Below are 20,489 nucleotides of genomic sequence, written 5' to 3' on the forward strand. Positions count from 1 at the left end.
CAAAACCGGCCACGGCAGATGCAAAACGGCCCGCAAAGCCAAACTCTGCGGGCCGTGGAATTTCGCGCCGAGCAGTGCCGGCTTAGAAGCGGTAGACCTCGACGTCAGTGCGGATCGGCACCACCAGCGGGATCTTCGGCCCCTCCACCTTGGGCTTGGCCACCTGCTCGGTATTGGCTACCTGCGGCTTGCGCGGCGGCGCCGCCTGCTGTTCGGCAACCGCGGCGGCGACCGGACGTACGTCGCGAGCGAGCTGCGCGGACAGCTTGCGCAGCAGGTCGCCCTGGGCACGCACCTGGTCCTGCACGCTGCCAGAATGCGCTTCTTCCTCGCGGAAGACGCGGCTGTCACGCAGCTCACCCTTCGGGTCGAGCAGACGCCAGCGCGCCTCCAGCACCGCCGGTTCCTTGGGGCCGGAATCCAGGCGACTGATGGTCAGCATGACCTGCACCTGCGGAGTGAAACCGGGCTTCTCCGGGAACAGCGCCAGACGGGTGCTGTCCAGCTCGCCCGACAGCAGGCGCATCAGCTGCTGGCTGACGTTGGTTTCCAGGCTGCCAGCCCAGCGGGCTTCAGTCGACAGGTTGAGGATACCGTCGGCCTGGCGCTGGACCATGGTCTCGCGCTTCAGGTAATCGGCCAGGGACACCGGGCCGAGCAGAACCGCGACGCCGTTGTCACGGGTCGGAACAGGAACCGCGCCCGCGTCCAGTTGGTACAACTGGGTCGGTCGGTTCACTGTACAGCCCGTCAGCCCAAGGAGGCTGACGAGGGAAAATAAGGCCAAGACGCGCCAAGCGCTCATCTGGTTCACCGTCATTCGCCGAAAATCGGCGCTACTTCCAACAAATTTCACTATGACTTCAGGCAACGCGCCGAGGCGCCAGTAGCCAAAGGGACGTATCATCCCTCAACCGGCGCCTCAGCTCCAGAGGCAGAATGTATCGAACCGCGTTTCAATCCTGAGACAGCGATTCTACCAGCAAGGCGTCCACTCGCTGGAAACCGCGCGGCAGTTTGTTGCCACGACGCCCCCTTTCGCCCTTGTAGTGCTCCAGATCGTCACCCTTGAGCGAAAGCGTCCGCTTGCCGGCCTGCAGCACCAGGGTCGCGCCCGTCGGAAGAACGGCGAGGTCGGTGAGATACTCCTCGCGGCTCGCCACGCGGTCGCCTGGCACGCTGATGATCTTGTTGCCCTTGCCCTTGGCCAACTGCGGCAGGTCGGAAACCTTGAACAGCAGCAGGCGGCCTTCGGTGGTCACGGCGGCGATCCAGTCCTGTTCCAAATCACTCACCGGCCGGGGTGCCATGACCTGCGCGCCATTGGGCAGGCTGAGCAGCGCCTTGCCGGCCTTGTTCTTGGCCTGCATGTCCTCGCCCTTGGCGACGAAGCCGTAGCCGGCGTCGGAAGCCAGCACGTACAGGGCATTGTCCTCCGGCAGCAGCACGCGCTCGAAGGAGGCGCCCGGCGGCGGCGTCAGGCGGCCGGTCAACGGCTCACCCTGGCCACGGGCCGACGGCAGGCCGTGGGCGGCCAGCGAATAGCTGCGGCCGGTGGAGTCGATGAACACCGCATACTGGTTCGAGCGGCCCGGCGCAGCGGCCTTGAAGCCGTCTCCGGCTTTGTAGGACAGACCGGTGGCGTCGATGTCGTGCCCCTTGGCGCAACGTACCCAGCCTTTTTCCGAGAGCACCACGGTGACCGGCTCGGTCGGCATCAGCTCGGTTTCCGACAGGGCGCGGGCTTCGGCACGCTCGACGATGGGCGAACGGCGGTCATCGCCGTAGGTCTCGGCGTCAGCGACCAGCTCGTCGCGCACCAGCTTGCGCAGCTTGGCGTTGGAACCCAGGATCGCCAGCAGTTTGGCGCGCTCCTTGGCCAGCTCGTCCTGCTCGCCGCGGATCTTCATCTCTTCAAGGCGCGCCAACTGACGCAGGCGGGTATCGAGGATGTAGTCGGCCTGCAGCTCGGAGAGCTCGAAGCGCTGCATGAGGACCGGCTTGGGCTGGTCCTCGGTGCGGATGATGTGGATGACTTCGTCGAGGTTGAGGAAGGCAACCAGCAAGCCTTCCAACAGGTGCAGGCGCTTCTCGACCTTGTCCAGGCGGAACTGCAGGCGGCGGCGCACGGTGTCGGTGCGGTAGGTCAGCCACTCGCTGAGCACCTGGCGCAGGTCCTTGACCTGGGGTTTGCCGTCCAGGCCGATGACGTTCATGTTCACCCGATACGAGCTTTCCAGGTCGGTGGTGGCGAACAGGTGGGTCATCAGTTCTTCGGCATCCACGCGGTTGGAGCGCGGGATGATGACGATGCGGCAGGGGTTCTCATGGTCCGACTCATCACGCAGGTCGGCCACCATCGGCAGCTTCTTGGCCTGCATCTGGCCGGCGATCTGCTCCAGCACCTTGGCCCCGGAGACCTGGTGCGGCAGCGCGGTGACGACGATATCGCCATCCTCGACGCGGTACACGGCGCGCATGCGCACCGAGCCGCGGCCGGTTTCGTAGATTTTCTGCAGGTCGGCGCGCGGGGTGATGATTTCCGCCTCTGTGGGGAAATCCGGACCTGGGACGAAATCGATCAGGTCGGCGACGGTGGAGCCCGGGTTATCCAGCAGGTGCACGCAGGCAGCGGCCACTTCGCGCAGGTTGTGCGGCGGAATGTCGGTGGCCATGCCCACGGCGATGCCGGTGGTGCCGTTGAGCAGCAGGTTGGGCAGGCGCGCCGGCAGCACGGCCGGCTCGTCCAGGGTGCCGTCGAAGTTCGGCACCCAGTCCGCGGTGCCCTGGCCCAGTTCGGAGAGCAAGGTTTCGGCGTAGCGCGACAGACGGGCCTCGGTGTAACGCATGGCGGCGAAGGACTTGGGATCGTCCGGCGCCCCCCAGTTGCCCTGGCCGTCCACCAGCGGATAGCGGTAGGAGAACGGCTGGGCCATCAGCACCATGGCTTCGTAGCACGCCGAGTCGCCGTGGGGATGGTACTTGCCCAGCACGTCGCCGACGGTACGCGCCGACTTCTTGTGCTTGGAGTCTGCGTCCAGGCCCAGTTCACTCATGGCATAGACGATTCGCCGCTGTACCGGCTTGAGGCCATCGCCGATGTGCGGCAGGGCGCGGTCCATGATCACGTACATGGAATAGTTCAGGTAAGCCTGTTCGGTGAAGTCGGCCAGTGACCGGCGCTCCACGCCCTCCAGACTCAGATCGAGGGTTTCGCTCATGCGTGCCTCACGGTGTAGATCGCTGGCGCAGCACCAGGGTGCCGTCCTGCTGGGTGAAATCCAGTTGTCTGAGTGCGCTCATGCCGAGCAGCACCTCGTCGCCTTCCATGCCCGGCGCGATCAGCGCCGGCACATCGGTGAGGCGGATGTCGCCGAGCTGCAGGTTGGGCAGGCGCGTGCGCCAGCCCTGGCTGCGGCCGTTGGCGGTGTCCAGGGTGATCGGCAACCCGCGCGGCAGGCCGAGCCGGTCGGCCAGGCGCTGCGGCAGGGCCACCTGGGTAGCACCAGTGTCGAGCATGAAGGTCACCGCCTCGCCATTGATCCGGCCGTCGGCCACATAGTGGCCGGCGCGATTGCCCACCAACCGCACTTCCACGGCGCCATTGGCGCGAGTCGACTGCGGTTGAGGGTTGGGATTGTGCTGACGGGTTTCCCAGGCGCCGAAATAATGGGTGGCGAGCAGGATGCCCGCGCCCCAGGCGAGGAACATCATGACCTTGCCGACCCGCTTGCCCGGTACTGCGTCGTTCATTTGCCACCAAGCCAGCCGCCGGCCGGCGCCGCGAAGCGCAGCACGTAGGGGCGGCCATCGCCGTCGGCGCGGGCGTGTTCACCGTTGTCCAGGCCGATCCAGGCGCCCTGCTCGTCGAGGATCAACGCCTCGGCCACGCCATAAGGCAGGTCGTAGCGGCGCTCCGGGGCCAGTGCACCGGCGGCGAAGGACCAGCACAACTCCTGCGCGCCGGTCTTGGCGTCACGGCGGCAGATCTGGTGCGCCAGGCGCTCCAGGGTGAACAGCTTGTCCTTGAACAACGCGATATCGGAGAAATCGATCGGCAGTGCGCGCTCGCTGCCCAGTTCCGGTGGCGGCATTGCCGTACCGCCCTCGCTGAGCATCACGCAGTTGCCTTCGCACTTCCAGGTGCCGTTCTCGTTGCGCACCTTGAGCAGGCCACGGCGCTGGCGCTCGGCGGCCAGCCACAGCTGCTTGCCATCGGCGCTGACGGCAATGCCTTCGTAGAGCGCATTGAACTCCATCAGCAGGCCGCTGGCGCGAGCCTGGCGCAGCAGGCTCTGCGGCAGCGGCAGCCAGCTCGGCTCGCCGACGGCGGGAAGCAGCAGGACGGCCGCGTAGCCTTCGCTGACCACATAGCGGTTGCCCGCCTGGTCGCAGCTGATGCCTTCGAAGTCCATGGCCCCACCACGCAACAGCCCACCGACGGCGACCCGCGCACGGGTGCCCCAGGACAGCCCGCTTTCCGGGGTGCCCGGCACCACGAAGGGTTCGGCGGTGGCCTGCCAGGCCTTGCCCGGCGCTTCGTCGATCAGCAGTCGATAGATACGGTCGTCGTCGCGGTCGGACACCGTCCACATCTCGTTGCCGCACAGTGCGAGCCCGGAAAGGTTGCCGCTGGGCATGCCCTCCACCGGATGCTCGGCGACGAACTGCAGCGACGCAGGAGCCACGGGCGCAGCCAGCGGCGCGCCAGCCTTCGGCGCCTGGTCGGGCACCTGGGCAGCGCTCGCTGCGCCGACGAACAGGCTCGTCAACAGGCAGGAGCAGGCCAGCAGCCAGCGCATCAGGCGAAGTCCGCCAGGTTGCCCTTGGTTTCCAGCCACGACTTGCGGTCGCCGGCGCGTTTCTTGGCCAGCAGCATGTCCATGATTTCCAGGGTGCCTTCGGCGTCTTCCAGGGTCAGCTGGACGAGGCGGCGGGTGTTGGGGTCCATGGTGGTTTCGCGCAGCTGCGGCGGGTTCATCTCGCCCAGGCCCTTGAATCGGGTGACCTGCGGCTTGCCACGGCGCTTCTCGGCGGCCAGGCGGTCGAGGATGCCGTCGCGCTCGGCTTCGTCCAGGGCGTAGAAGACTTCCTTGCCCAGGTCGATACGGAACAGTGGCGGCATGGCGACGTAGACGTGGCCGGCTTCCACCAGCGGGCGGAAGTGGCGGACGAACAGCGCGCACAGCAGGGTGGCGATGTGCAGGCCGTCGGAGTCGGCGTCGGCGAGGATGCAGATCTTGCCGTAGCGCAGCTGGGTCAGGTCGGCCGCGCCCGGATCGACGCCGATGGCCACGGCGATGTCGTGGACTTCCTGGCTGGCGAGCACTTCGCCGCCGTCCACTTCCCAGGTGTTCAGGATCTTCCCGCGCAGCGGCATGATCGCCTGGAATTCCTTGTCGCGCGCCTGCTTGGCCGAGCCACCGGCGGAGTCACCCTCCACCAGGAACAGCTCGGCGCGCATCGGGTCCTGCCCTGCGCAGTCGGCCAGCTTGCCGGGCAGCGCCGGGCCCTGGGTGATCTTCTTGCGCTCGACCTTCTTGCCCGCCTTGAGGCGGCGGCCGGCGTTGCTGATGGCCAGCTCTGCCAGTTGCAGGCCCAGTTCGGGGTGGGCGTTGAGCCACAGGCTGAAGGCGTCCTTGACCACGCCGGAGACGAACGCGGCGGCCTCGCGGGAGGACAGGCGCTCCTTGGTCTGGCCGGAGAACTGCGGCTCCTGCATCTTCATCGAGAGGACGAAGGCGATGCGCTCCCAGACATCTTCCGGCGCCAGCTTGACGCCGCGCGGCAGCAGGTTGCGGAATTCGCAGAACTCGCGCATGGCGTCCAGCAGGCCCTGGCGCAGGCCGTTGACGTGGGTGCCGCCCTGGGCAGTGGGGATCAGGTTGACGTAGCTTTCCTGCAGCGATTCGCCACCCTCGGGCAGCCACAGCAGGGCCCAGTCCACTGCTTCCTTGTTGCCGGCCAGCGACCCGCAGAACGGCTCGTCGGGCAGGCGCAGGTGCTCGGAGACCGAGTCGACCAGGTAGGAACGCAGGCCATCCTCGTAGTGCCACTCGATGCGCTCGCCGCTGGCCTTGTCCTCGAAGCTGACCAGCAGGCCGGGGCAAAGCACGGCCTTGGCCTTGAGCACGTGTTTCAGGCGGCTGACGGAGAACTTGTGCGAGTCGAAGTACTTGGCGTCCGGCCAGAAGTGCACGCTGGTGCCGGTATTGCGCTTGCCGACGCTGCCGACGACTTCCAGGTCGCTGGACTTGAAACCGTCGGCGAAGGTCATGCGGTATTCGTTGCCGTCGCGCTTGACGCGCACCTCGACCAGCGTCGACAGCGCGTTCACCACCGAGATGCCCACGCCGTGCAGGCCGCCGGAGAACTGGTAGTTCTTGTTGGAGAACTTGCCGCCGGCGTGCAGCTTGGTGAGGATCAGTTCGACGCCGGGCACGCCCTCTTCGGGGTGGATGTCCACCGGCATGCCGCGGCCGTCGTCGATTACCTCCAGCGAGTTGTCCTCGTGGAGGATCACCTGCACGCTCTTGGCGTGGCCGGCGAGGGCTTCGTCGACGCTGTTGTCGATGACTTCCTGGGCCAGGTGGTTCGGGCGCGAGGTGTCGGTGTACATGCCCGGGCGCTTGCGCACCGGATCGAGGCCGGAGAGAACCTCGATGGCGTCTGCGTTATAGGCGTTCTGCTGGGCCATGGGGTTCCTGCTTAATCAGTCGAAGAGGTGATGGCTTCAAAGGCGGAGAAGTCGATGTCGCGCCACTGGCTGGACGGCACGCCGGCGAAGGCCAGCAGGGCCGGCAGATGGCTGACGAAGCGCTGGAAGCTGTGATCGCCGCCGGACTCGATGCGCAAGGCAGCGGCCCGGTAGTAGCGCTCGGCGGCGCGGTAATCGAGGGTTTCGTCGGCGGTCTGCAGCCACACCTGGTAGCGCGAGCCGTCGGTGGGCGTGGGGACTTCCAGTTCCGCCAGGGCGGCAACGTGGTCCAGGGTCAGTTCCCAGGTCTCGCCGCTGTAGTAGTTGGTCTGCGGGCCGAGCTGGCCGTCGAACAGCCGGTGCGGGGCCACGGCCGGGTTGATCAGCACGGCCCTCAGGTCATGGCGTTCGGCCAGATACGTGGCGTAGTAGCCGCCCAGGGAGCTGCCGATCAGCACTGGCTGGCCCAGGTCGGCAACGGCGGATTCCAGCTGTGCCATGGCCTTGCGCGGATGATGGTGCAACGCGGGCACGCGCAGTTGCTCGGCCAGGCCCAGGCGCTCCATGGCGGCCGCGAACTGGCGCGCCTTCTGCGAGCCGGGCGAACTGTTGAATCCGTGGATATAGAGGAATGCGGTCATGGGCCGGGAGGCTACAAGCTGCAAGTGGCATGCCGCAAGTGGGTCAGCGTCGCAAGGCGTTCGAAGCGTGACCGATCAATAACCCTTGATGCTGTAGTCGACTTCGAACTCGATGTCGGTCACGCGCGAAACGCCTGTCTCCACCCGACCATCGGCCATCAGCCGCAACCAGCGATAGCCCGGCGCCGGGCTGTCGACGCAGAAGTCTTCGCTGCCGGGAGTGAACTGCACGCAGGTGGACGGTGAAGCCAGCAGGCGCACGTCGCCGCGCATGCGGTCGATCTCCTGGTGCACGTGGCCCCAGAGCAGGCAGCGCACGTTCGGATGGCGGTCGAGCACGGCGAACAGGCGCTCGGGGTTGTAGATGCCTATGCGGTCCATCCACCGGCTGCCGATGGGCACCGGGTGGTGATGGAAGCTGATCAGCAGGTGCTTGTCTGGCGCGGCCTGGATGGCGCGCTCAAGCAGATGGATCTGCTCGACGGTCATCTGCCCCGGCACCGCGCCGGGAATGGTGGAGTCCAGCAGAATCACCCGCCAGGCGCCCAGGTCGATCACCGGTTCGAGCAGGTCGGTGTCGGCGGCGGCCTCGCGCATCGGCCCCAGTTCGTCGTGATTGCCGGGGAACCAGCGGGCCGGCGCGGCAATCGATGCGGTGATTTCGCGAAAGCGCTGGTAGGACTCTACCGAGCCATCCTGGGAGAGATCACCCGTGGCCAGCACCAGGTCGATCGCCGGTTGCTCCTCGCCCACCAGTCGGACGACCTGGGTCAGGCTGTCGGCGGTGTCCATGCCCAGCAGCCGGCCGTTCTCTTCGGCGAACAGGTGGCTGTCGGAAAGCTGGACGACCAGGACGGAATCGGAAGCGGTGGGCTGGGTGGGCAATGCGCCTTCTCCTGTGAGGCGGGCGTGCGGGGATTCGTGACGAAGTATGGTGACAGGCGCCCCCCTGAGCAAACCGGGAAAGCGTCACAGATCACAGTTAGGGACACGAGTCTGCGATGGACGGGCAGGATATCATGGCACGCTGCCACTACCGCCATCTCAGCGTTGCAGCACCGGCTCCAGCTCATGGCCGCAGGACAGGCAATGGCTCAGCCATTCGCCGAGGAACTGGTTGAGCTGGTTCTTCTCGTCCGGCTGATGCATCGCCTGGTTCGGGTAGGGGTAGATCGCCAGCAGGCGGCGCGCCTGCTCGGCACCGACCACCTCGGCCATGCGTGCATCGTGGTACACCCGCACTTCCAGCTTGGGCGCAGGCAGCCAGGGCAGCCCCAGCTCCTGGCGCACCTGCAGGACCGTGGTGTACGGGCAGGCTTCGACCACGTCCAGCGCCAGCACGCCGAGCAGCCGCTCGCCTTCGCTGAGCGCCACACGGCGCGAGACCTGGGCCTCGCGCATTTCCGGCAACAGGCGCATCAGGCGCAAGTAGTTCGCCTCACAGGTCGCCTGCAACCCCGCCAGGTCGACGCGATAGCGCTCGCGCAGCAGATTCACACCCATAACCCCCTTACCTCGGCGCGATTGAGCGCCAGCCATTGCAGGGCGAGCATGCTCGCCGCGTTGTTGATACGGCCGTCACGCACGGCCTGCAGTGCTTCCTCCAGCGGCATGACGTGGACGCGGATGTCCTCGCCCTCCTCTTCCAGCCCGTGAATGCCGGAGGCGCTGCTGCTGTCGCAGCGACCGACGAACAGGTGCACCAGTTCGTTGCTGCCGCCGGGCGACGGCAGGTACTGGGCGATCGGCCAGAGCGCGCCGAGGGTCAGGCCGGCTTCCTCCACCGCTTCGCGGCGGGCGACCTCCTCGGGCTCCTCATCCTTGTCGATCAGCCCGGCAACCAGCTCCATCAGCCAGGGATTGACCCCGGCGTCCATGGCGCCGACGCGGAACTGCTCGATCAGCACCACTTCATCGCGCTGCGGATCGTAGGGCAGTACGCACACGGCATCGTGGCGCACGAACAATTCGCGGGTCAGCAGCGGGCCCATGCCGCCGGCGAACTGGCGGTGCCGAAGGCGCAGGCGGTCGACCTTGTAGAAGCCCTTGAAGCACTGTTCGCGCTCCTGGATCTCGATATCCTGCGGGCCTGGCTTGAACGTTTCCGACATCCCGTTCTACTCCCGTTCCTACTGACAGTACGTTGAACTTCGCGCCATCCTATCGCGCCGCCGGAGCAGGCGCAGCCTCTTTCGCGGGCCGCCGGGCGGCCGGTCTGCTGTGACCGTCGCACACTGCCGGCGTTCCGCCAAAGTGGTTCATACTCACCCGCCGAACCGGCAGCACCGATGGCGGTCGAACCACTCCAATTGCCGGCGAACGTCAACGACAAGGATTCCCATGCGACTTCTGAAACTTGCCGCCCTGGGCAGCATCTGCCTGTTACTGGGGGCGTGCCAGGGTCTGTTCAAGCCCTCGCTCGACGAGCCGCTCACTGCGCGCCACACCGCTTTCGAACACGCGCAGCCGGGCTGCCAGGGCGAGCAATGCCCGCTGTTCAACCTCGATACCCTGAGCTTCGACGACGAGCCGGCGCTCAACGAAGCGATCAACGCCCAACTGCTGCAACTGGCCCGCGAGGGCGACGGCGCGGCCCCCGCCAGCCTGGATGTCTACGAGAAAGGCTTCCTCGATTCGGCGCAGCCCGGCTGGAGCTCCTACCTGCAAGCGAAGATCCGCGAACAGCATGACGGTCTGGTGATCATCGAGCTGTCCAGCTATCGCTTCACCGGCGGCGAGTACGGCCAGCCCGGCCGCGCCTTCATCAATTATGATCGACGCCTCCACAAGGTGCTCACCCTGCAGGACATTCTCCAGCCCGGCCAGGAGGACAACTTCTGGAAAGTGGCGCGCATGGCGCACCAGGCGTGGATCCTGCAGAACAAGCTGGACGAGCAGGACCCGAACTTCTCGAAGAACTGGCCGTTCCAGCCGACCGAGCACTTCGCCCTGACCTTCGGCGCGCTGACGCTCAAGTACGACATCGACCGCATCGCCCCGCATTCGGTCGGGCACCCGGAGCTGAAGATTCCGTACCCGCGCCTGAACGGGATCGTGAAGACCTATTACTTCCCTGGGCGCGGGGCGCAGTAAAGGTCCGGTTCGCGAGCAAGCACGCTCCTACGAAGAGCACACTCGGCGTTACCGGGTGCCTGCCGGAGCGAGCTTGCTCGCGAACAGCGTTACGCAGTAGCCGGCCCTTTCACGCCCACACGCCCCAGCAGCAGTTGCAACACACCCGCCACCACCAAAGCCGGCAGCGTTGCGCCCAGATCAGGCTGGTAGTTCGCCAACAGGTGATACACCACCACGCCGCCGCCCCAGGCCAGCAGCGAGCCCCAGCGCAGGCCATGGGGAATCGCGGCCGGCGCGCGGCGACGGAGGACGAAGTGATCGATCAGCACCACGCCGAACAGCGGGGCGAACACCGAGCCGATCAGCAGCAGGAAATTCTGGTACTGCGCAAGCGGCGCAAACCAGGCGATCAGGGTACAGATCACACCGATCGCCAGCGCCAGGTGTTCGACCTTGAGCGGCAGCAGGATGCCACTGGAGACCGCCGCCGAGTGGATGTCGGCAAAGGCCTTCTCCGATTCGTCGAGCAGGATCAGCAGCAGCGGGATGCCCATGCCCGCACCGGCCAGCGCCAGCAGCAGCGCGTTGGCATCGCTGCCCTGGGCGAACGCCAGGGTGTAGGCCACGCCCAGCCCCATCAGCCAGAAGCAGCCGATGAAGAAGCCCAGCGCCGCGCCGGTGAAGGTCTGCCCGGCGCGCTTGCCGAAGCGCGAGTAGTCGGCGATCAGCGGCAGCCACGACAGCGGCATGGCGATGGCGATGTCGAAGCCCACGGCGAAGGTCAGCGACCCATCGCCGGCCTTGGCCCAGAGCGCCGCCAGGTCGGCACGCTGGAACAGGTCGATGGTCAGCCAGATGCACGCGGCGATCAGCAGCCAGATCCCCCAGCGACGCAGCACACGGCGCACGAAGGCCAGCGGGCCGGCGACCGCCAGCAGGGTTGCCAGCGCGCCGAATACCAGGGTCCACAGCGCAGGGTTGCTCCAGGCGCCACCTTCACCGAAGGCGCGGGTCGCCAGCAGGCTGGCCGCATCACGCATGACGATGATCTCGAAGGCGCCCCAGCCGACCAGCTGCAGCAGGTTGAGCAGCGCCGGCAACGCGGCGCCATGGCTGCCCAGGCTGAGCTTGAGCGAGGCCATGGCGGATAGGCCGGTGTCGGTGCCGATGACCCCGGCGCTGGCCAGCAGCAGCACGCCGACCAGGGTGCCGAGCAGGATCGCGCCCAGCGCGCCGGCCAGGCCCAGGCCCGGCGCCAACAGCGCACCGGTCTGCAGCACCATCAGGCCGATGCCCAGGGAGAACCAGAGGGAGAACAGGTCGCGCAGGCCGAGTACCCGCTGGGCGTTGCCCACGGCGGAAGTCGGTGAGTAGTCGATGGCGGTAGTGGTCACGATGCGTGCAGGGCTCGAAGGTTGGATTAGGTTTTGTTGTTTTTTGTAGGAGCGAGCTTGCTCGCGAACCGCCCAGTTGCGGAGTCGCCGGCAAAGGTTCGCGAGCAAACTCGCTCCTACAGGTATTGCACAGGCATCACACCTGCTTGTAGATCACCGAGCCTTCGTCCTTGAAGCGCGCGGCCTGCTGCTGGAAGCCGGCCTCGATGGCTTTCTGCTCATCGGTGAGGCCGTTTTCCTTGGCGTAGTCGCGGACTTCCTGGGTGATCTTCATGGAGCAGAACTTCGGCCCGCACATGGAACAGAAGTGCGCGACCTTGGCCGAGTCCTTGGGCAGGGTCTCGTCGTGGAAGGCGCGGGCGGTATCCGGGTCGAGGCCGAGGTTGAACTGGTCTTCCCAGCGGAACTCGAAACGCGCCTTGGACAGGGCGTTGTCGCGGATCTGCGCGCCCGGGTGGCCCTTGGCGAGGTCGGCGGCGTGGGCGGCGATCTTGTAGGTGATGATGCCGGTCTTCACGTCATCCTTGTTCGGCAGGCCCAGGTGCTCCTTGGGCGTGACGTAGCAGAGCATGGCGCAGCCGAACCAGCCGATCATCGCCGCGCCGATGCCGGAGGTGATGTGGTCGTAGCCCGGCGCGATGTCGGTGGTCAGCGGGCCGAGCGTGTAGAACGGCGCCTCGTCGCAGCACTCCAGCTGCTTGTCCATGTTTTCCTTGATCAGGTGCATCGGCACGTGGCCAGGGCCTTCGATCAGCACCTGGACGTCGTGCTTCCAGGCGATGCGGGTCAGCTCGCCGAGGGTTTCCAGCTCGCCGAACTGCGCCGCGTCGTTGGCGTCGGCGATCGAACCCGGACGCAGGCCATCGCCCAGCGAGAAGCTGACGTCGTAGGCCTTCATGATTTCGCAGATTTCCTCGAAGTGGGTGTAGAGGAAATTCTCCTGGTGATGGGCCAGGCACCACTTGGCCATGATCGAGCCGCCACGGGAGACGATGCCGGTAACCCGCTTGGCGGTCAGCGGCACGTAGCGCAGCAGCACGCCGGCGTGGATGGTGAAGTAGTCCACGCCCTGCTCGGCCTGTTCGATCAGGGTGTCGCGGAAGATTTCCCAGGTCAGGTCCTCGGCGATGCCGTTGACCTTCTCCAGCGCCTGGTAGATCGGCACAGTGCCGATCGGTACCGGGCTGTTGCGCAGGATCCACTCGCGGGTCTCGTGGATGTGCTTGCCGGTGGACAGGTCCATCACCGTATCGGCGCCCCAGCGGATGCCCCAGGTAAGCTTTTCCACTTCTTCCTCGATGGAGGAACCCAGCGCGCTGTTGCCGATGTTGCCGTTGACCTTCACCAGGAAGTTGCGGCCGATGATCATCGGCTCCAGTTCGGTGTGGTTGATGTTCGCCGGGATGATCGCGCGGCCACGAGCGACTTCCTCGCGGACGAACTCGGGAGTGATCTCCTGCGGAATGCTCGCGCCGAAGCTCTGGCCCGGATGCTGGGCGCCCAGCAGGCCGGCGGCGCGGGCCTCCTGCAGCTTCATGTTCTCGCGGATGGCGATGTATTCCATTTCCGGCGTGATGATGCCCTGGCGTGCGTAGTGCATCTGCGTGACGTTCCCGCCCGCCTTGGCCCGACGCGGGGTGCGCACGTGAGCGAAGCGCAGGGCGTCCAGGCTGGCATCGGCCAGGCGCGACTGGCCGAACTCGGAGGTCAGGCCGGGGAGGATTTCGGTATCGCCGCGCTCGTCGATCCAGGCCGAACGCACGTCCGGCAAGCCCTTGCGCAGGTCGATGCGAACGTCCGGGTCGGTGTAGGGGCCGGAGGTGTCGTAGACCATCACCGGGGCGTTCTTCTCGCCACCGAAGGCGGTCGGGGTGTCGGCGAGGGTGATTTCCCGCACAGGGACGCGGATGTCCGGGCGCGAGCCGGTCAGATAGACCTTTTTCGAATTCGGAAACGGCTGGGTCGACTGGCGATCGAGCTGTTCAAGGCGGGTGACGTTGTTCTTCTGGGTGCTCATCCTGGCTCTCCTTGGGTTGATTGCCGGGGAGAACCTGGAACGAGAGGAGCTGCTTGCTGCAGCGAAGGGACGCATCCCGTGAAGGGCTGGGGCCGGGGCGGAATACGCCGCGGGATGCGGTCTTCTTGTTCCCTACGCGGGTGCTAACCCGATCAGGTTCAACGGGATCCGGAACTATCCGATCTCAGCCCCTCGCAATGGGGCACCCCGACAAGAACGCCCGCAGTCTAATCAAGTGGACAGGGATTAGCCAATCGCCGTCCGACAGAATTCCTTGCGACCTCCTACAGGCAGCTACACTCCAGCCTCGGAAGGCTCGTACGAACGTGCCTTGACCGCCACCGGCGGCGACCGTAGCCTTGCCCCACCTCGCATCACTTTCCAGGATGAACGAATGCTGCGCAGACTCTCTCTGGCTGTCGCTGTTGCCGCTACGACAGGCTTTGCCTGGGCTGCCCAGCCCGCTCCGGCCGCTACTCCGCTGCCCACCAAGACAGATCTGATCAGCGTCTACAAGGACGCTGTCGACAATAACGCCGACCTCGCCGCCGCCCAGGCCGATTACCTGGCGCGCAAGGAAGCCGTGCCCCAGGCACGCTCCGGCCTGCTGCCGCAGATCAACGCCGGTGCCAGCACCGGGTCGACTCGCACCTCACTGGACACCCCCAGCGCCACGCTGAACCGCAATACCCAGCTGGTGCAGGCAAGCCTGAGCCAGCCGCTGTTCCGTGCGGACCGCTGGTTCCAGCTCAAGGCCGCGGAAAACACCACCGAACAGGCCCAGCTGGAATTTTCTGCAACGCAGCAACAGCTGATCCTGCAGACTGCCCAGACCTACTTCGGCGTGCTCCGAGCCCAGGACAACCTGGCGGCCAGCAAGGCCGAGGAAGCGGCGTTCAAGCGCCAGCTCGACCAGTCCAACGAGCGCTTCGACGTCGGCCTGTCCGACAAGACCGACGTGCTGGAATCCCAGGCGGGATACGACACCGCCCGCGCCAACCGGATCGTCGCCGAGCGCCAGGTGGATGACGCCTTCCAGGCCCTGGTGACCCTGACCAACCGCGAGTACAGCGCCATCGAGGGCATCCTCCACTCGCTGCCGGTGGTCGCGCCGATCCCCAATGACGCCAAGGCCTGGGTGGATACCTCGGTGCAGCAGAACCTGCGCCTGCAGGCCAGCAACTACGCGGTCGACGCCGCCGAAGAGACCCTGCGCCAGCGCAAGGCCGGCCACCTGCCGACCGTCGACGCCGTGGCCCAGTACCAGAAGGGCGACAACGATGCCCTGGGCTTTGCCAACTCCGGCGTACCGGGCGAGCCGCACTATGGCAAGTACGTCGACCAGAGCAGCATCGGCCTGCAACTGAACGTGCCGATCTACAGCGGCGGCCTGACCAGTTCCCAGGTCCGCGAGGCCTACCAGCGCCTGAACCAGAGCGAGCAGCTGCGCGAAAGCCAGCGCCGCCAGGTGGTACAGGACGCGCGCAACCAGCACCGTGCGGTGAACACCGACGTGGAGCAGGTGAAGGCGCGCCGCCAGGCGATCATCTCCAACCAGAGTTCGCTGGAAGCCACCGAGATCGGCTACCAGGTCGGTACCCGCAACATCGTCGACGTACTGGACGCCCAGCGTTCGCTGTACAACTCGGTGCGCGACTACAACAACACCCGCTATGACTACATCCTCGACAACCTGAGTCTCAAGCAGACCGCCGGCACCCTCGCGCCGAGCGACCTGGAAGCGCTGGGCAGCTACCTGAAACCGGACTACAACCCGGACAAGGACTTCCTCCCGCCAGACCTGGCCAAGGCCGCCGAGGCACAGCTCAAGGCCGGTTCGAAGTACTGATCCAGCCCCATGAAAAAGCCCCGCGATGCGGGGCTTTTTCTTTGGACTTGCCGCCGACAGGGCGTCGCGCTCAATCGCGATACCCCGGCGAGACGCGATCCAGCATGCGCAGCAGCGCCGACCAGGCCAGGTCATAGCCATCCGGATCGCTCAATTCGCCTTCGGCCAGCGGTCGCGCCGGGGCGTTGAACTGCTGCTCGGTGTGACGACATACCTCCTCCGGCGGAATCACCAGCTCGCCGCCCGCCTGGGCCGCCAACTGGATGTCGCAGGCCTTCTCCAGGTAGTACATGCGCAGGAACGCCTGCTGCACGGTCTGGCCGACCGTCAGCAGCCCATGGTTGCGCAGCATCAGGCCCAGGTGATCGCCCAGGTCGGCGACCAGGCGCTGTTGCTCGTCCATGGACAGGGCGATCCCTTCGTAATCGTGGTAGCCCAGCCGTCCGTAGAACTCCATCGACATCTGGTTCAGCGGCAGCAACCCGCAAGCCTGAGCCGCCACCGCGCAGCCGGCGCGAGTGTGGGTGTGCAGCACACACTGCGCGTCCTCGCGGGCGCCGTGGATGGCACTGTGGATGACGAAGCCGGCCGGGTTGACCTTGTACGGCGACGGCTCCACGGCATGACCGGACAGGTCGATCTTCACCAGGCTCGAGGCAGTGATCTCGTCGAACATCAGGCCGTAGGGATTGATCAGGAAATGGTGTTCGGGACCAGGAATACGCACCGAGATATGCGTGAAGATCAGGTCGGACATGCGGTAGTGCGCGATCAGGCGGTAGCAGGCCGCCAGTTCCTCGCGCAGCTTCCATTCCTCGGGTGAACAGGTGGCGCGGCTGGGCGCCTGCAGCGACGTCATGGTGCACTTCTCCTCAAGGCAAGAAGACGCCGGGGCAGTCGCCCCAGCGTCACGGTCACGTTCTGGTTATTGCGCGGCCCAGGCGTTGAAGCGCTCTTCCAGCTCCTCGCCATGGTCGACCCAGAACTCATCGTCCATCGCCAGGCCCTGGGGCAGGTTCTGCGTCGAGGTCGGCACCCAGCCGGCGAGATCGGACGGCAGGCGTTCGGCGGCCTGCTTGTTGGTCGGACCATACGCAATGTGCTTCACGTAGTCGACCTGCGCATCGGGCTGGTTGGCGAAGGCGATGAAGCGCTTCGCCGCGTCGACGTGCTGCGAGCCCTTAATGATCGCCCAGTAGTCCATGCCATACAGGCTGCCCGGCCAGACCAGTTGCAGGTTGCGCCCGCCCTTGAAGGCATCGGCGATGCGCCCGGTGTAGGTGGTGGTCATCACCACGTCACCGGCGGCCAGCCACTGCGCGGGCTGCGCGCCGGCTTCCCACCACTGCACATAGGGCTTGATCTGGTTGAGCTTGGCGAAGGCGCGGTCGACACCGGCCTTGGTGCCCAATTCCTTGTAGACGTCCGCCGGCTTCACGCCGTCGGCCATCAGGGCGAACTCCAGGTTGTAGATGGCGCGCTTGCGCAGGCCACGCTTGCCGGGGAATTTCTTCACATCCCAGAAATCGGCCCAGGACTGCGGCGCCGGCTTGAGCTTGTCCGCGTCGTAGGCGATGGCCACGCCCCATACCAGCGCGGCCGAACCGCAATCCTTGGCGGCGTTGGGAATCAGCTGGTCCTTGCCGCCGATCTGCTGCCAGTCCAGCGGCACGAACAGGCCCTCGTCGCAGCCACGCGCAAGGTCAGGTCCTTCGATCTGCACCACGTCCCAGTCGGCGTGGCCGGTATCGGCCATCACCTTGATGCGCGCCATCTCGCCGTTGTATTCGGTCTGGGTCACACCAACCCCGGACTGCTTGCTGAACGGCTGGAAGAAGGCCGCTTCCTGGGCCTTCTGACCCGCGCCGCCATAACCGACCACCACCATGTTCTCGGCGGCCTGGGCGACGCCGCAGCACAGCCCGAGGGCTAGCAGCAGGGGCGCGGCGGCGGTCTTGAGGAAGAAGCGTTTGTGGAAACTGCTTTGACGCAAAGTCATCGGGCATACCCCCAGTCGTAGGTGGCAGCGGGCGCAGCCGGAATGACTGCACACACGCAGGACGGGCGCGCCGGAACCACGGAGCAAGAAAGACAGGGCAGAGATGAATCGATTGCCAGCGGGTGGACCCGCCGTGCGAGGGGGTACCGTACGGGACGGTTCATGCGCCTCTCCTCTTGTAGTTGTTGTGGAGCACGTCGCGGTTGCCCCGGAAACTCCGGGAGCGGCATCGAAACTACCCAGTCACTTTTAAAAAAACAAGTTGATTTTTTACTGGCGGTAAATTTCCATAGCAAGAACTTAAACAACGCTTTCCACCCAGGAGAAGTCGCCGTGTCCCAGGTTCGCCACTTCCAGCAATCCGCCCTGCAGTTCCAGTCCTACGGTGGACAAGACATCGAACGCGCCGCCATCTGCCGCCTGATCGGTCCGGCGGACAGCGAGACCATGGGCGCGGGCCTGGCGCGCTTCGACGGCGTCTCCATCGAGTGGACAGTGCTCTACGACGAACTGATCGTGGTGCTGGAAGGCAATTTCCGCCTGCGCCTGGCCGACCAGGTGATCGAGGCCAGGCCGGGTGATGTGATCTGGGTCCCCGAGCGCACGCCGCTGGCCTACGAAGGCGAAAAAGCCTGTGTTTTCTACGCCCTCTACCCGGTGGACTGGCAGGCGCGCAACGCCTAGCTGGTCGACCGGCTGCGCGTCGGCGCAACTGCGTTGGAAACCGGCTCGGCATGCTCATTTACTGGAGTAAACTCCGCTGCCTCTCCGGTCTCCGCCTTGTTGCGCTCTAGCTCGCGCGGTCGATGTTTAGCGCTGTATTTACAACAAGAATCCGGAGTTGCCCGATGAGCCAGTTTCCCCACCTGTTCAGCCCGCTGCAGATCCGCGGCAAGGCGCTGAAGAACCGCATCATGTCCACCGGGCACGACACCTCGATGCCCACCGACAACCTGGTCAACGACCAGCTGGTGGCCTACCACACCGCCCGCGCCAAGGGTGGCGTCGGCCTGATCGTGCTACAGGTCGCCGGTGTGCACGACAGCGCCCGCTACACCTCCCACGTGCTGATGGCCACCGATGACGAGTGCATCCCCGGCTACCGGCGCATCGCCGAGGCCTGCCACGCCGAGGGCACGGTGGTGCTGTCCCAGGTGTTCCACCCGGGCCGCGAAATCATGGAGTCCAGCGACGGCCTGCTGGCCGTGGCCTACGCACCGTCCGCTTCGCCCAACGAACGCTTCCGCGTGATGCCCCGCGAGCTTAGCCAGGCGATGATCGACGAGATCATCGCAGGCTATGCCGCCGCCGCACGGCGCCTGCACACTGCCGGCATCGACGGCGTGGAAGTGGTGGCCAGCCACGGCTACCTGCCGGCGCAGTTCCTCAACCCACGGGTGAACCGCCGCAGCGACGGCTACAACGGCGATCTCGACGCCCGCCTGCGCTTCACCCGCGAAGTGATCGCCGCCATCCGCGCCGCCACCGACGACGACTTCATCATCGGCCTGCGCATCTCCGCCGACGAGCGCGATCCCGAAGGCCTCACCGAAGACGAATCGCTGCAGGGCGTCAAAGGGCTGCAGAAAGACCTGGACTACGTGCACATCGTCGCCGGCACCTCCGCTTCCCTGGGCGGCGCCATCCACATCGTGCCGCCGATGGCCATCGAAGCGGCCTACCTGGCCAACGAAGCCGGCACCTTCAAGCGCAATCTGGACATCCCGCTGTTCGTCACCGGGCGCATCAACCAGCCGCAGGAAGCCGAGCTGATCGTCGCGCGCGGCCAGGCGGACGTCTGCGGCATGACCCGCGCGCTGATCTGCGACCCGCAGATGCCCAGCAAGACCGAACGCGGCCACGTCGAGGACGTGCGCGCCTGCATCGCCTGCAACCAGGCGTGCATCGGCCACTTCCACCGCGGCTACCCGATCTCCTGCATCCAGCATCCGGAAACCGGCCGCGAACTGATCTACGCCGAACGCAAGATGGCCGCCCAGCGCAAACGCGTCCTGGTGGTCGGTGGTGGGCCAGCCGGCATGAAGGCCGCCGCTGTCGCTGCCCAGCGTGGCCATGACGTCACCCTTTGCGAAGCCACCGCTCAGTTGGGCGGCCAGGTCAACCTCGCCCAGCTCCTGCCGCGCCGCGCGGAGTTCGGCGGTGCCTCCACCAACCTGCAACGCGAGATGCAGCTGGCGGGCGTCGAAGTGCGCCGCAACACCCGCGTCGACCGCGCGCTGGTAGAGGCCGAGCGCCCCGACGTAGTGATCGTCGCCACCGGCGCCAAACCCTATCGCCCCCCTTACGAAGAAGCGGGCGAGCTGCAGGTGGTGGACGCCTGGCAGGTGCTGCGCGGCGAAATGAAGCTCGGCCGCTCCGTTCTGGTCACCGACTGGCGCGCCGACTGGATCGCCCCCGGCATCGCCGAGCGCCTGGTACGCGACGGCCACCAGGTGCAACTCGCCGTGAACGGCACCCACGCCGGCGAAAGCCTGCCCCTCTACGTGCGCGATCACCTGGCTGGCGAGCTGCACCGCCTGGGCATCAGCATCACCACCTACGCCCGCCTGTACGGTGTGGACGACAGCACCGTCTACCTGCAGCACACCGCTAGCGGCGAGCCGATGCTGGTGGAAAACATCGACACTCTGGTGCTCTGCCAGGGCCACCAACCGGTGGACGAACTGGCCGACGAGATCGCCGACCTCGCCGAGGTACGCCGCATCGGCGACTGCCTGGCGCCACGCACGGCGGAAGAGGCGATCTACGAGGGACTCAAGGCGGGTTGGGCAATCTGAGCCCTGGCAAGGCAACTTC

General features: G+C 66.2%; 17 protein-coding genes and 1 riboswitch. Of the genes, 4 read left to right on the forward strand and 13 right to left on the reverse strand.

What is annotated here, in order from left to right; genetic code table 11:
- Positions 1–82 precede the first annotated feature (82 nt).
- From GJV37_RS23190 to GJV37_RS23230, 9 genes are all read right to left on the reverse strand, one after another.
- Positions 83–805, reverse strand: a complete 723-nt coding sequence (locus tag GJV37_RS23190; RefSeq protein ID WP_024764306.1) for a PqiC family protein — start codon at positions 803–805, stop codon at positions 83–85.
- 151 nt (positions 806–956) lie between these two features.
- On the reverse strand, positions 957–3,221 hold the full coding sequence (parC, locus tag GJV37_RS23195; RefSeq protein WP_038803345.1) for a DNA topoisomerase IV subunit A: 2,265 nt from the start codon (positions 3,219–3,221) through the stop codon (positions 957–959).
- A gap of 7 nt (positions 3,222–3,228) precedes the next feature.
- On the reverse strand, positions 3,229–3,753 hold the full coding sequence (locus tag GJV37_RS23200; protein WP_024764305.1) for a retropepsin-like aspartic protease family protein: 525 nt from the start codon (positions 3,751–3,753) through the stop codon (positions 3,229–3,231).
- On the reverse strand, positions 3,750–4,802 hold the full coding sequence (locus GJV37_RS23205; RefSeq protein ID WP_038803344.1) for an esterase-like activity of phytase family protein: 1,053 nt from the start codon (positions 4,800–4,802) through the stop codon (positions 3,750–3,752). Before GJV37_RS23205 ends, GJV37_RS23200 begins: the two co-directional genes overlap by 4 nt.
- Positions 4,802–6,697 carry a DNA topoisomerase IV subunit B gene (gene parE / locus GJV37_RS23210; protein WP_170858869.1) on the reverse strand — a complete coding sequence of 632 codons (1,896 nt, stop codon included), beginning with the start codon at positions 6,695–6,697 and terminating at the stop codon, positions 4,802–4,804. The genes GJV37_RS23205 and parE overlap by 1 nt, the downstream gene beginning before the upstream one ends.
- 11 nt (positions 6,698–6,708) lie before the next feature.
- A complete protein-coding gene (locus GJV37_RS23215) occupies positions 6,709–7,338 on the reverse strand; it encodes a YqiA/YcfP family alpha/beta fold hydrolase (RefSeq protein ID WP_084358632.1) in 630 nt (209 codons plus the stop codon).
- Between the two features lie 75 nt (positions 7,339–7,413).
- Positions 7,414–8,223: a 3',5'-cyclic-AMP phosphodiesterase gene (cpdA, locus tag GJV37_RS23220; RefSeq protein WP_170858868.1), complete on the reverse strand. Its 810-nt coding sequence runs from the start codon at positions 8,221–8,223 to the stop codon at positions 7,414–7,416.
- Positions 8,224–8,382: 159 nt separating this feature from the next.
- Complete coding sequence (locus GJV37_RS23225; RefSeq protein ID WP_024764301.1) at positions 8,383–8,841, reverse strand: DUF1249 domain-containing protein; 459 nt, start codon at positions 8,839–8,841, stop codon at positions 8,383–8,385.
- Positions 8,832–9,449 (reverse strand): NUDIX domain-containing protein, encoded by a 618-nt coding sequence (locus tag GJV37_RS23230; RefSeq protein ID WP_038803343.1) that lies wholly within the window; start codon positions 9,447–9,449, stop codon positions 8,832–8,834. The genes GJV37_RS23225 and GJV37_RS23230 overlap by 10 nt, the downstream gene beginning before the upstream one ends.
- Positions 9,450–9,678: 229 nt before the next feature.
- Here GJV37_RS23230 and GJV37_RS23235 point away from each other — a divergent pair, with 229 nt between their 5' ends.
- The gene (locus tag GJV37_RS23235; protein ID WP_024764300.1) at positions 9,679–10,431 is read left to right on the forward strand and encodes an RsiV family protein; all 753 of its coding nucleotides are present in this window, start codon (positions 9,679–9,681) and stop codon (positions 10,429–10,431) included.
- Between the two features lie 89 nt (positions 10,432–10,520).
- On the opposite strand, the gene cytX is transcribed toward GJV37_RS23235, so the two are convergent.
- Both cytX and thiC read right to left on the reverse strand, forming a co-directional pair.
- Positions 10,521–11,807: a putative hydroxymethylpyrimidine transporter CytX gene (cytX, locus tag GJV37_RS23240; protein WP_084358635.1), complete on the reverse strand. Its 1,287-nt coding sequence runs from the start codon at positions 11,805–11,807 to the stop codon at positions 10,521–10,523.
- A gap of 136 nt (positions 11,808–11,943) precedes the next feature.
- Positions 11,944–13,824, reverse strand: a complete 1,881-nt coding sequence (thiC, locus tag GJV37_RS23245) for a phosphomethylpyrimidine synthase ThiC (RefSeq protein ID WP_193452973.1) — start codon at positions 13,822–13,824, stop codon at positions 11,944–11,946.
- Between the two features lie 112 nt (positions 13,825–13,936).
- A riboswitch (TPP riboswitch) is annotated at positions 13,937–14,044 on the reverse strand.
- Between the two features lie 174 nt (positions 14,045–14,218).
- On the opposite strand from thiC, the gene GJV37_RS23250 reads away from it, so the two are divergent.
- A complete protein-coding gene (locus GJV37_RS23250; RefSeq protein ID WP_065085580.1) occupies positions 14,219–15,673 on the forward strand; it encodes a TolC family outer membrane protein in 1,455 nt (484 codons plus the stop codon).
- 70 nt (positions 15,674–15,743) lie between these two features.
- On the opposite strand, the gene GJV37_RS23255 is transcribed toward GJV37_RS23250, so the two are convergent.
- Positions 15,744–16,532, reverse strand: a complete 789-nt coding sequence (locus GJV37_RS23255; RefSeq protein ID WP_024764297.1) for a class II aldolase/adducin family protein — start codon at positions 16,530–16,532, stop codon at positions 15,744–15,746.
- Between the two features lie 66 nt (positions 16,533–16,598).
- Positions 16,599–17,672, reverse strand: a complete 1,074-nt coding sequence (locus tag GJV37_RS23260) for an ABC transporter substrate-binding protein (protein WP_065085582.1) — start codon at positions 17,670–17,672, stop codon at positions 16,599–16,601.
- Between the two features lie 333 nt (positions 17,673–18,005).
- Here GJV37_RS23260 and GJV37_RS23265 point away from each other — a divergent pair, with 333 nt between their 5' ends.
- Together GJV37_RS23265 and GJV37_RS23270 are read left to right on the forward strand one after the other, a co-directional pair.
- On the forward strand, positions 18,006–18,356 hold the full coding sequence (locus tag GJV37_RS23265; RefSeq protein WP_065085583.1) for a cupin domain-containing protein: 351 nt from the start codon (positions 18,006–18,008) through the stop codon (positions 18,354–18,356).
- Between the two features lie 164 nt (positions 18,357–18,520).
- The gene (locus GJV37_RS23270) at positions 18,521–20,470 is read left to right on the forward strand and encodes an oxidoreductase (RefSeq protein ID WP_170858866.1); all 1,950 of its coding nucleotides are present in this window, start codon (positions 18,521–18,523) and stop codon (positions 20,468–20,470) included.
- Positions 20,471–20,489: the final 19 nt, after the last annotated feature.

It is taken from the genome of Pseudomonas nitroreducens, assembly GCF_010994165.1.
GTDB classification, from domain to species: Bacteria; Pseudomonadota; Gammaproteobacteria; order Pseudomonadales; family Pseudomonadaceae; genus Pseudomonas; species Pseudomonas nitroreducens.